This is a genomic window from Amycolatopsis sp. NPDC104863, assembly GCF_055582965.1.
Window position 1 is genome coordinate 1,255,397 of record NZ_JBVJOW010000002.1, and the last position, 12,345, is coordinate 1,267,741.

Genomic DNA, 12,345 nt, shown 5'->3' on the forward strand with positions numbered 1-12,345 from the left:
GTGCCGTGGGGCGCTGTCCGTAGTGAACTTACTGCTCCGACGGCGCCGTTGTTCCTTCACCCGCTTCGGGTGCTTCCGGGGCGTCGCCGTCGACGTCACCATTGGCGACGTCCGAGGGCTCGTCGGCGTTGCGTGCGACGGCGAGAAGAGTGGTGCCTTCGCCGAGATTCATCAGCCGGACCCCCTTCGTCTGCCGTCCTGCCTTGCGCACATCGCCCGCCGGCGTGCGGATCACGCCGCCGCTCGAAGTGATCGCGTAGAGCTCGTCCTCGGCGTCGACGATGAGCGCACCCACCAGCCTGCCACGTTTGCGGTCGTGCTGAATGGTGAGCACACCCTTGCCACCGCGGCCCTGCACCGGGTAGTCCTCGATCGGCGTCCGCTTGGAGTACCCGCCGTCCGTCGCGACCAGCAGGAACTTGTCCTCCTTGACCACGCTGATGCCGAGCAGCTCGTCACCGTCGTTGAACCGCATGCCGAGCACACCGGACGTCGGGCGGCCCATCGGCCGCAGCGCCTCGTCGGTCGCGTGGAAGCGGATCGACTGGCCTTCGGCCGACACCAGGAGCAGGTCGTCCTCGGCCGCCGCCAGCACCGCGCCGACCAGTTCGTCGCCTTCGCGCAGGTTGATGGCGATGAGGCCGCCGGAGCGGTTCGAGTCGAAGTCGGTGAGCTTGGTCTTCTTCACCAGGCCGCGCTTGGTGGCGAGCACCAGGTACGGCGCGACCTCGTAGTTCTTGATCTGGATGACCTGGGCGATCTGCTCGTCCGGCTGGAACGCCATGAGGTTCGCCACGTGCTGGCCGCGCGCGTTGCGGTTGGCCTCGGGCAGCTCGTAGGCCTTGGTCCGGTAGACGCGGCCCTTGTTCGTGAAGAACAGCATCCAGTCGTGCGTCGAGCAGACGAAGAAGTGCTGGACGATGTCGTCTTGCTTCAGCGTCGCGCCCTGCACACCCTTGCCGCCGCGCTTCTGCGAGCGGTACAGGTCGGTTTTCGTCCGCTTGGCGTACCCCGTGCGGGTGATCGTGACCACGACGTCCTCGACGGCGATGAGCTCTTCGTCGGTGACGTCGCCGCTGAAGCCGATGATCTTCGTGCGCCGGTCGTCGCCGTACTTCTCGACGATCGCCATCAGCTCGTCGCGGATCAGCGCGCGCTGCCGCTCCGGCTTCTCGAGGATGTCCTTCAGGTCGGCGATCTCGAGCTCGATCTCGGCCAGCTGGTCGATGATCCGCTGTCGCTCGAGCGCGGCCAGGCGCCGCAGCTGCATGTCGAGGATCGCGGTGGCCTGGATCTCGTCGACGTCCAGCAGCTCCATCAGGGCCGGCCGGGCTTCGTCGGCGGACGGCGACCGCCGGATCAGCGCGATGACCTCGTCCAGCGCGTCGAGCGCCTTGACGTACCCACGCAGGATGTGGGCCCGCTCTTCGGCCTTGCGAAGGCGGAACTTGGTCCGCCGGACGATGACCTCGACCTGGTGCTTCACGTAGTGCCGGATGATCTGGTCGAGCCGCAGCGTGCGCGGCACGCCGTCGACCAGGGCCAGCATGTTGACGCCGAAGTTCTGCTGCAGCTGGGTGTGCTTGAACAGGTTGTTCAGCACGACCTTCGCGACGGCGTCCCGCTTGATCGTGACGACGATCCGCATGCCCGAGCGGCTGTTGGACTCGTCGGCGATGTCGGCGATGCCGGTGAGCTTGCCGTCGCGGACCAGGTTCGCGATGTTCTCGACGAGGTTGTCCGGGTTGACCTGGTACGGCAGCTCGGACACGACCAGGATCGTGCGGCCCTTCGCGTCTTCTTCGACCTCGACGACCGCGCGCATCCGGACCGAGCCGCGGCCCGTGCGGTAGGCGTCCTCGATGCCGGACGTGCCGAGGATCATCGCCTTGGTCGGGAAGTCCGGGCCCTTGATCCGCACCAGCAGCGCGGCCAGCAGCTCGTCGTCGGTCGCCTCGGGGTTCTCCAGCGCCCAGACGACGCCTTCGGAGACCTCGCGCAGGTTGTGCGGCGGGATGTTCGTCGCCATCCCGACCGCGATCCCGGACCCGCCGTTGACCAGCAGGTTCGGGAACCGCGACGGCAGGACGTCGGGCTCCTGCGTGCGGCCGTCGTAGTTGTCGGAGAAGTCGACGGTGTCTTCTTCGATGTCGGCCAGCATCTGCATGGCCAGCGGCGCGAGCCGGGACTCGGTGTACCGCATGGCGGCCGCGGGGTCGTTGCCCGGCGAGCCGAAGTTGCCCTGGCCGTCGATCAGCGGGTACCGCATCGACCACGGCTGGGCAAGCCGGACCAGCGCGTCGTAGATCGCCGAGTCACCGTGCGGGTGGTAGTTGCCCATGACGTCGCCGACGACGCGCGAGCACTTGTTGTACCCGCGGTCCGGCCGGAAGCCGGAGTCGAACATCGAGTACAGGACCCGCCGGTGCACCGGCTTGAGGCCGTCCCGGACGTCCGGCAGCGCGCGCGACACGATCACGCTCATCGCGTAGTCGATGTAGGAGCGCTGCATCTCCTGCTGGATGTCGACCGGCTCGATCCGGTCGTGGTCCGGAGCCGGCGGCAAGGTTTCCGTCATGAGGTCCTTCTCGGGTGCGGGGGTCCTGGCGGGACGAGGATCAGGGGACGCCTACACGTCCAGGAAGCGAACGTCCTTCGCGTTGCGCGTGATGAACGAGCGGCGGGCCTCGACGTCCTCGCCCATCAGGACCGAGAACAGCTCGTCGGCCTGCGCGGCGTCGTCGAGGGTGACCTGGCCCAGCAGCCGGTTGGCCGGGTCCATCGTCGTCTCCCACAGCTCTTCGGCGTTCATCTCGCCGAGACCCTTGTAGCGCTGGATCGCGTCGTCCTTCGGCAGCCGCTTGCCGGCCTCGACACCCGCCTGGATGACGGCGTCGCGCTCGCGGTCGGAGTACGCGTACTCCGGGTCCGTCCGCGGCCACTTGATCTTGTACAGCGGCGGCCGCGACAGGAAGACGTGGCCGTGTTCGATGAGCGGGGTCATGAACCGGAACAGCAGGGTGAGCAGCAGCGTGGTGATGTGCTGGCCGTCGACGTCGGCGTCGGCCATCAGCACGATCTTGTGGTAGCGCAGCTTCTCGATGTCGAACTCGTCGTGGATGCCGGTGCCCAGCGCGGTGATCAGCGACTGGACCTCGGTGTTCTTGAGGACGCGGTCGATGCGGGCCTTCTCGACGTTGATGATCTTGCCGCGGATCGGCAGGATCGCCTGGTACATCGAGTCGCGGCCCTCCTTGGCCGAGCCGCCGGCCGAGTCACCCTCGACGATGTAGAGCTCGCACTCCGCCGGGTTGGTCGAGCGGCAGTCCTTGAGCTTGCCGGGCAGGCCGCCGATCTCCAGCGCGCCCTTGCGGCGGACCAGGTCACGCGCCTTGCGCGCGGCCATCCGCGCCTGCGCCGAGGAGATCGACTTGTTGATGATCGTCTTCGCCTCGGTGGGGTTGCGCTCGAACCAGTCCGCCAGCCACTCGTTCGACTGCTGCTGCACGAACGTCTTGGCCTCGCTGTTGCCCAGCTTGGTCTTGGTCTGGCCCTCGAACTGCGGCTCGCCCAGCTTGATCGAGACGATCGCGGCGAGGCCCTCGCGCACGTCGTCGCCGGTCAGGTTGGCGTCCTTCTCCTTGAGCAGCTTCTTGTCGCGCGCGTAGGAGTTGACGACGCGGGTCAGCGCGGCGCGGAAGCCCTCTTCGTGGGTGCCGCCCTCGTGGGTGTTGATCGTGTTGGCGAACGTGTAGACCGACGGCGTGAACCCGGTGTTCCACTGCATCGCGACCTCGACCTCGAGGCCGGTGCCCTTCGCGTCGAAGGAGATCACGCTGGGGTGGATCGGGTCCTTGCTGCCGTTGATGTGCTTGACGAAGTCTTCGAGCCCGCCCGGGTAGCAGTAGACCTTCTCCTTGACGCGCGCGACCTTGCCCTCGGCGTCTTCCTCGGTCTCCTCGTCGGCGACGCGCTCGTCACGCAGGGACAGCGTCAGCCCCTTGTTGAGGAACGCCATCTCCTGGAGGCGGCGCGAGATCGTCTCGAAGTTGTAGGTCGTGGTCTCGAAGATGTTGCCGTCGGCCCAGAACGTCATGGTCGTGCCGGTCTCGGTCGCCGGGCCGAGGTCCTCGAGCGGGCCGGGGATCTGGTCGGTGTACAGCTGGCGCCAGCTGCGGCCGCCGTACTTGACCTCGGCGAGCAGCTTCGTCGACAGCGCGTTCACCACGGAGATGCCGACGCCGTGCAGGCCGCCGGACACCGCGTAGGAGTCGCTGTCGAACTTGCCGCCCGCGTGCAGCTGGGTGAGCACGACCTCGATGGTCGGCTTGTTCTCCTTGGGGTGCATGTCGACCGGGATGCCGCGGCCGTCGTCGACGACGCGCACCCCGCCGTCGGCGAGGAGGGTAACCTCGACCTTGGTGGCGTACCCGGCCATCGCCTCGTCCACGGAGTTGTCGACGACCTCCTGGACGAGGTGGTGCAGACCGCGTTCACCCGTGGAACCGATGTACATGCCGGGGCGCTTGCGGACCGCTTCGAGGCCTTCGAGCACCGTGATCGACGACGCGTTGTACTCGCTCTTGTTCTCGGTCACAGGCCTTGTTTCTCCTCGTCTCGCCCGAGCGGATACTCGCTCGCCTCCAGTGTACTTGGCCGCGTCCGCTGACATGCGGCAAGGACACCCCTGAACGCGTCACAGACGGACGAAATCGGTTCGAGCCGAGTCTTGACGTATCTCGGGAGGTCTGGATGCGTTCTCGGGGCATTCAACCGAGCATCGCGCAACCCGGGTCAGCCGTACGTGTCACGCGGGCCGCGCCCGGGCACGTGACGGGGCCCTTTCCGCCAGCTCGGGGCGGTCGGACCCTGGATCCGCATGCGCTTGACCACGCCGTTCCCGACGCCCGCCGCGATCTTGGCCAGCAGTTTTCCCTGCAGCAACCGGAGCTGGGTGGCCCACGCGGTGGAGCTCGCGCGAACCGTCAGTTCACCGTCTTTCAGCGCGACCGGCTGGGCGTGTTCGGCGACGTCCTCGCCGACCAGCCGCGCCCACTGGGCGAAAACGCGGGCGCCGGTGACGCTCTCGCTCCAGCCGCGGTCGCTGACGAGCCGGGAGACGAGCCGGCCGAGCGGCTGCGGGTCGCGCGCGTCCGCGCCCGGTCCCGACCAGCGCCGGCGCCGCGGGTTCTGCCCGCCGCCGACCGCGGGGCGACGGCGGCCCGGCGGGACGCCCCGCTCCTTCGCCTTGGCCTTCGCGGCTTCGAGGGCGGCGTGCGCGAGATCGCGTCCGGTCGGGGGATCCTCGTTCGGCCCAACGTCGCCGTCACGCTCAGTACCAACCGGGGATTTGGTGTCGCTTTCGGGCGTTTTGTGCCACCTATCTGGCCGCACGGTCACGGGCAGCGATAACTCCTGCACCGTGTTATCCACACTGTCCACAGGTTTGTCCCCAGATCGGGTGCGATTCGTGTCGCCCGTCACATCGGGTGTTCGCTCGGGCCGCTCAGCCACGTGTGATCTCACCATCCGCCACCACGAACCGGGACCCGGCGAGCTCCCCGGGCACGTCTTCGTCGACCGCCGCGGTCACCAGCACCTGTTCGGCGCTCGCGGCCACCTCGGCCAGCCGGGCCCGACGCTTGCGGTCCAGCTCGGCGAACACGTCGTCGAGCAGGAGCACCGGCTCACCCGCCTCCGCGCGCAGCAGCTCGTAGCTGCCCAGCCGGAGGGCGAGCGCGAACGACCACGACTCGCCGTGACTCGCGTAGCCCTTGGCCGGCGCCTGGCCCAGGATCAGCTCCAGCTCGTCCCGGTGCGGGCCGACGAGACTGATCCCGCGCTCGAGCTCGGCCTTCCGGGCCTCTCCGAGCGCCTTGAGTAAGACGTCCTTCAGGACTTCGGGTTGCGCCCGTTCGCCGTCCGGTACGCCGTACGTCTCCGGCAGCGCGTCACCCAGCGAAGACCGGTACGAGATCTTCGCCGGCCGGGAGTCCGGCGCGACACCCATGTACGCCGAAGCCGCGTACGGCCCGAGGTCCGCGACGAGGTTCAGGCGCGCGGCGAGCAGCTCCGCGCCCGCCACCGACAGGTGGTCGTCCCAGACTTCGAGCGTCGACAACGCGTACGGGTCTTCGCGACCCGTACGGCGCTTCCCGGCCGTCTTGAGCAGGGCGTTTCGCTGCTTCAGCACCTTCTCGTAGTCCGCCCGGACCCCGGCGTACCGCGGCGCGCGCAGCACCAGCAGCTCGTCGAGGAACCGGCGCCGCTCACCCGGGTCACCCCGCACGAGCGCGAGGTCCTCCGGGGAGAACAGCACCGTGCGCAGGATGCCGAGCACGTCCCGCGGCCGGCCGACCGCGCCGCGGTTTACCCGCGCGCGATTGGCCCGGCCTGCGGTGATCTCGAGCTCGACGGTCAGCTCGCGGTCTTCGTTGACCACCGCGACCCGCACCAGCGCGCGTTCACAGCCGTGCCGGATCAGCGGCGCGTCCGTCGCGACGCGGTGCGAGCCCAGCGTCGCGACGTACCCGATCGCTTCGAGCAGGTTGGTCTTGCCGCGACCGTTCTGGCCGACCAGCACGGTCGGCCCCGGTTCGAGCGCGAGATCGGCCTGGGGCCAGGAACGGAAGTCGGTGACCTGCAGATGGCGCAGATACACCAGGAACTCCTTATCCGCCGACCTTCTTCACGGCGTGCCCGCCGAACTGGTTGCGCAGCGCGGCGACCGCGCGCATCGCGGCCGAGTGCTCCTGACGCGACGCGAACCGCGCGAAGAGCGCGGCCGAGATGACCGGCGCCGGCACCGCGTTGTTGATCGCCTCTTCGAGCGTCCACCGGCCTTCGCCGGAGTCCTCGACGTACCCCTCGAGGTCGTCCAGCTCCGGGTCTTCGTCCAGCGCACGCACGAGCAGGTCGAGCAGCCAGGACCGGACGACCGTGCCGCGCTGCCAGCCCTTGATCACCGCAGGCACGTCGTTGACGACCTTCGCGGCCTCGAGCAGCTCGAAGCCTTCCGCGAAGGCCTGCATCATGCCGTACTCGATGCCGTTGTGGATCATCTTCGCGTAGTGACCCGCGCCGACGTCGCCTGCGTGCGAGAAGCCTTCCTCGCGCGGGCCTTCCGGACGCAGCGCGTCGAAGACCGGCATCGCGCGCTCGACGTCCGCGGCCGTGCCGCCGACCATCAGGCCGTAGCCGTTGTCCTTGCCCCACACACCACCGGACACGCCGCAGTCGACGTAACCGATGTTCTTCGCGGCGAGCAGGTCGGCGTTCAGCTTGTCGTCGGTGTACTTCGAGTTGCCGCCGTCGATGACCATGTCGCCTTCGGACAGCAGGTTGCCCAGCTCGGTCACGGTCTGCCGGGTCGGGTCGCCGGCCGGGACCATGATCCAGACGATCCGCGGACCCTCCAGTTTGGACACCAGGTCCTCGAGCGACGTCGTGTCCGTGACGTCGGGGTTGCGGTCGTACCCGACCACCTCGTGACCGGCCGCGCGCAGCCGCTCACGCATGTTGAAGCCCATCTTGCCCAGGCCGATCAGACCGAGCTGAACCATGAGATCCCCTTACGTGCGAACAAGAAGTGCGGGTCAGCCGGGAAGGCGGACCGGCATCAGGAGGTAGAGGTAGCCGGGGACGACGTTGCCCTCGGGGTCGGCGGGCTTGATCAGCGCGGGACGGTTCGGCGTCGTGAACGTCAGCTCCGCCCGGTCGCTGTGGAGCGCGCCCAGGCCGTCGACGAGGTAACCCGGGTTGAACGCGATGGTCACCGGCTCACCTTCGTACTCGACCTGAAGCTCTTCTTCGGCGCTTCCTTCGTCGTCGCCGCCCGCGGACAACCGCAGTGTGTTGTCCCCGAACTCCAGTCGTACCTGAGTCCCCCGCTCCGCCACCAGGGAAACGCGCTTGATGGACTCGGTGAGAGCGGACACGTCGATGACCGCGCGTGAGGTGTGCGACGCGGGCAGCAACTGGCGGTACGGCGGGAACTCCGCGTCGAGCAGGCGGGTCGTCGTGTAGCGCCCGGAACCGGAGAGGCCGAGCAGGCCCTCGCCGCTGGCGAGCGCGAGGCGGATCGTGGCGCCGCTCGCGCCGAGCGTCTTGGCCGCTTCGGCGAGAGTGCGCGCCGGGACGAGCACCGCGGCGTCGGCCAGGCCCTCGGCCGGCTGCCAGGTGAACTCGCGCATGGCGAGCCGGAAGCGGTCGGTGGCGACGAGGGTCAGCGAGCTGCCGGAGATCTCCAGCCGCATGCCGGTGAGCATCGGGAGCGTGTCGTCCTTGCCCGCGGCGACGACGACCTGGGTGACGGCCTGGCCGAACGCGTCGCCGGCGAGCTCACCCGCGAAGGCGGGCTGGGACGGCAGCTGCGGGTAGTCCTCGACCGGCATGGTCGGCAGGGAGAAGCGCGCGCTGCCGCACGTGATGGTGGCGCGCGCGCCGTCGACGGAGATCTCGACCGGCTGCGCGGGCAGCGCCTTGGTGATGTCGGCGAGCAGGCGCCCGGAGACCAGGAGCCGGCCGCCGTCGGCGATCGTCGCGGGGACGCCCACTGTGGCGGACACCTCGTAGTCGAAACCCGAGACGGTCAGCGCGTCGGTTTCGCCGTCGGAACCGGCGTCGAGCAGGACACCGCCCAGTACCGGCACGGGAGGCCGGGAGGGGAGGCTTCTGGCCACCCACGCGACGGCGTCGGCGAGCCCGTCACGCTCGACGCGGATCTTCATGCGCGCATCCTTTCGACGACCGAGCCGCGATCGGCTCGGGCCAGGCCTCGTTCTGGCTGGGCAGTGACCGGCTGCCTCGTCCGGCCGGTCCGCCCTCCGCGTTGAGCGGCCGGAGCACGGACCAGGTGCAGGCGTCCACGTTAGGCCGTCGCGGCGGCCCGCGTCACCTCGGCCTCCCCTTGACTTTGTCGACTTGACGACACGTTCTCGCGGCTGTCCCCAACTTCGTCCTTCGCCTGTTTTTATCTTTTTCTCTCTTAGAAGAGATCTAAAGGCAGTAGCAGTAGTAAGCGTTGTGGATTGTGTGGATTGAGCTCGTTCGCGCTGGTCGGAGCGGTCGCGGGCGTGTGGAGAACCTGGGTGGCGATCCTGTGGGCAACCGAGGGCGTCCGTGGATGGTTTCGGGCGACCCCCGATTCGTCCACAGCTGTCCCCAGTTGTCCCCACGGTTGTCCCCAGGTTTGGGACTGTTCCTGGGGGCGGACGGAGCGGTCCGGTTCGCCCTTCCGGGTGATCGGCTCCCGCTGTGCACAAGATGTGGGCAACCTGGGGATTCAGCGTGGACAGAGGTGTGGATTCCCTGTGGATCGCCTGTGGGCGGGGTGTGGACGGATTCGGCGTCGTCGCTGATGGGAGACCCGTTGGCACTGTGGGCAATCTGCCCACACCATGGGGAAACTTCCTTGTGTACAAACAATTTTCGCGAGTTCGCGAAGGGCGCGTAGGCAGCTTCGCTGCTTCGCGTGCTCCGTGCGCTTCGGACAGTCCAAACACGACAAAGGGGCGTCCACTGTGCGTGGACGCCCCGAAGTCGTTGCGGGATAAGGGATGTGCTACTGGCGGGCGCGCTGCTTGATGCGCGACGTCAGCTCCTGCACCTGGTCGTAGATGCGCCGGCGCTCGGCCATCTCCTTGCGGATCTTCTTGTCCGCGTGCATGACGGTCGTGTGGTCGCGGCCGCCGAACGTCTGCCCGATCTTCGGCAGCGACATGTCGGTCAGCTCGCGGCAGAGGTACATCGCGATCTGGCGGGCCGTGGCGAGCGCCTTCGTCTTGCCGGGGCCGCAGAGGTCGTCGAGCGTCACGTCGAAGAACTCGGAGATGACACCCATGATCGTGGGCGCGGTGATCTCCGGGGCGTGCGAGTCGGGGATGAGGTCGCGCAGCACGATCTCCGCCAGGCCGGCGTCCACCGGCTGCTGGTTGAGCGACGCGAACGCGGTGACGCGGATGAGCGCGCCTTCGAGCTCCCGGATGTTCGCCTCGACGCGCGAGGCGATGAACTCCAGGACGTCACCCGGCACCGCGAGCCGATCCTGCGCGGCCTTCTTGCGGAGGATCGCGATGCGCGTCTCGAGCTCGGGCGGCTGGATGTCGGTGATCAGGCCCCACTCGAACCGCGTCCGCAGCCGGTCTTCCAGCGTCTCGAGGCGCTTCGGCGGGCGGTCGGAGCTGACGACGATCTGCTTGTTCGCGTTGTGGAGGGTGTTGAAGGTGTGGAAGAACTCTTCCTGCGTACCTTCTTTGCCTTCCAGGAACTGGATGTCGTCGACGAGCAGGATGTCGATGTCGCGGTAGCGCCGCTGGAACGCGACCTTGCGGTCGTCGCGCAGCGAGTTGATGAAGTCGTTCGTGAACTCTTCGGTCGAGACGTACCGGACGCGCATGCCGGGGAAGAGCCGCTGGGCGTAGTGGCCGACCGCGTGCAGCAGGTGCGTCTTGCCGAGCCCGGACTCACCCCAGATGAAGAGCGGGTTGTACGCGCGGGCCGGCGCTTCGGCGACGGCGACCGCGGCCGCGTGCGCGAAGCGGTTGGACGCGCCGATGACAAAGGTGTCGAAGGTGTACTTCTCGTTCAGCTTCGTCTTCGACGTCTGCGGCTGCGCCGGCGCGGTGTAGGGCTGGCCGGCGATCGGCTGGCCGGAGAACGTCGGCCAGATCTCGTGCACGGCGGCGAGCGCCTCGCCCTCTTCGTCGACTTCTTCGTCGGTGTCGTCACCGTCGTCCGGCTTCGTGGCGACGGCCTGGGGCATCGGCGGGGCCGGCTCGGGGCGCGGCGGGGGCAGCATCGGGCCGGGGCCCGGCATCGGCGCGGGCGCCGGCTCGGGACCGGCGCCGTTTTCCACCCGGCCGGGTGACGGCACGTACCGGGGCGCGGCGACCGGGGCGACGGCTTCGGCGCTGTCCACCTTCACCGCGAGCGAAATGGCGCGGCCGAGCCGCCGGGAAAGCGCGTCGGTGATCGCGCCGCGCAGGCCGCGTTCGATCGCTTCCTTCGCGAAGTCGCTCGGCGCGGCGAGGAGGGCGGTGCCGTCGAGCAAGCCGATCGGGCGGGTCACCCGCATCCAGGCGCGCTGCTGCGGGGACAGGGTCCCGTCGGACAGTTCGCGTACCACCTGTTCCCAGATGACACCCAGATTGTGCTGGTGATCCGACACCTGGCTGGCTCCCCTCCCCTCGTCGGTGTGGACGGACCGAACGTTCCCGCTCACGCGGTCCGGCGCTCCCCGGCGGACCGCGTGCGTTTCGGCACAGCGAATATCCACATAGTTGTCCACAGCTGTGCACTAATGTACGGCGACCCGCGGCGACGCCACCTGCGGGCTCGTCGTACGCCGGTGGGCACTCCACCACCCGGATACTCGTGCACCTCGACCGGTGACCCGAGAGAGGCACGCTAACAAGCCCCGCCCGCTGCCACAAGGCATCCTGGGTCGCAAGCATTTCACGGTGTACGGCGTGTTGCCATTCGGTGCCGGGGCGTCGTTGATCTCGACGAAACCAGGCGGTCGCGGACCGTGGCCGAGGGGGTGCTTACCGGCCGCCCGACGGGGGTGCGTACCCTCGTAAGGTCTCCCGTATGCGACGGGTGCGTTTTGCGCGCCCACGTTGTCGTCGCTCGTCGTGACGAGGCCACACGTTGGTAGGAGACACCAGAGACTGCCGTGCGCCCGCACGACACGCCAGGCGACGGGGAAGCTTTCCCCGCGTCCGACGCGACACACAGGAGAAGCAGTGAGCAAGGGTAAGCGCACCTTCCAGCCGAACAACCGCCGCCGCGCGAAGACCCACGGGTTCCGCCTCCGCATGCGGACCCGCGCCGGCCGGGCCATCCTGGCGGCCCGCCGTCGCAAGGGCCGCGAAGCGCTGTCCGCCTGATCCGGCACGTCGGGGCGCGCCGTGCTGCCGGCTGCCGCACGTCTGCGGCGGAGTGAGGACTTCCGCGTGGTTCTCCGTCGCGGATCCCGGGCAGGCAGGCGCCGTCTCGTCGTCCACGCGTTGACCACGGACCCGTCCATGGCCGCCGATGCCTCGTCGGCGACCAGGGCGGGTTTTGTGGTGAGCAAGGCCGTCGGGAACTCGGTGGTCCGCCACCGCGTCACCCGGCGGCTGCGTCATCTCGTTTCGGCCCGGATCGGAACCCTGCCCGCCGGAACTTCGTTGGTCGTACGGGCATTGCCGCCGGCGGCGACCGCGTCCAGCGCCGAGCTCGGCTCCGACCTCGAGGGCGCACTGCGTCGGCTGGGTCTGCTGTCGTCGCGCCGTCCGGCCGGGGATGTCCCCCGCCCGACGCGTCCCGCGGACGCGGCCCCCGACCACGGATCAGCGGTGTGAC

9 protein-coding genes are annotated in these 12,345 nt (G+C 68.8%); 2 read left to right on the top strand and 7 right to left on the bottom strand.

What is annotated here, in order from left to right; translation table 11 throughout:
- Positions 1-28: 28 nt before the first annotated feature.
- The 7 genes from gyrA to dnaA all read right to left on the bottom strand — a co-directional run bounded on the left by gyrA (position 29) and on the right by dnaA (position 11,167).
- Complete coding sequence (gyrA, locus tag ACZ63J_RS15785) at positions 29-2,578, bottom strand: DNA gyrase subunit A (protein ID WP_465333275.1); 2,550 nt, start codon at positions 2,576-2,578, stop codon at positions 29-31.
- A gap of 51 nt (positions 2,579-2,629) precedes the next feature.
- The gene (gene gyrB / locus ACZ63J_RS15790) at positions 2,630-4,597 is read right to left on the bottom strand and encodes a DNA topoisomerase (ATP-hydrolyzing) subunit B (RefSeq protein WP_465306498.1); all 1,968 of its coding nucleotides are present in this window, start codon (positions 4,595-4,597) and stop codon (positions 2,630-2,632) included.
- Positions 4,598-4,794: 197 nt separating this feature from the next.
- Positions 4,795-5,400, bottom strand: coding sequence for a DciA family protein (locus ACZ63J_RS15795; RefSeq protein ID WP_465400341.1), 606 nt, complete (start codon positions 5,398-5,400; stop codon positions 4,795-4,797).
- Between the two features lie 106 nt (positions 5,401-5,506).
- Complete coding sequence (gene recF, locus ACZ63J_RS15800; protein ID WP_465400094.1) at positions 5,507-6,661, bottom strand: DNA replication/repair protein RecF; 1,155 nt, start codon at positions 6,659-6,661, stop codon at positions 5,507-5,509.
- 10 nt (positions 6,662-6,671) lie between these two features.
- On the bottom strand, positions 6,672-7,562 hold the full coding sequence (gene gnd / locus ACZ63J_RS15805) for a phosphogluconate dehydrogenase (NAD(+)-dependent, decarboxylating) (RefSeq protein WP_465333280.1): 891 nt from the start codon (positions 7,560-7,562) through the stop codon (positions 6,672-6,674).
- Between the two features lie 33 nt (positions 7,563-7,595).
- Entirely contained in the window at positions 7,596-8,729 is a 1,134-nt protein-coding gene (gene dnaN, locus ACZ63J_RS15810) for a DNA polymerase III subunit beta (protein WP_451970796.1), read from the bottom strand.
- Positions 8,730-9,562: 833 nt separating this feature from the next.
- Entirely contained in the window at positions 9,563-11,167 is a 1,605-nt protein-coding gene (gene dnaA / locus ACZ63J_RS15815) for a chromosomal replication initiator protein DnaA (RefSeq protein ID WP_465400093.1), read from the bottom strand.
- 577 nt (positions 11,168-11,744) lie between these two features.
- Here dnaA and rpmH point away from each other — a divergent pair.
- Positions 11,745-11,888, top strand: a complete 144-nt coding sequence (gene rpmH / locus ACZ63J_RS15820; protein WP_091288857.1) for a 50S ribosomal protein L34 — start codon at positions 11,745-11,747, stop codon at positions 11,886-11,888.
- 21 nt (positions 11,889-11,909) lie between these two features.
- Positions 11,910-12,344: a ribonuclease P protein component gene (rnpA, locus tag ACZ63J_RS15825; RefSeq protein ID WP_465306507.1), complete on the top strand. Its 435-nt coding sequence runs from the start codon at positions 11,910-11,912 to the stop codon at positions 12,342-12,344.
- Position 12,345 lies beyond the last annotated feature (1 nt).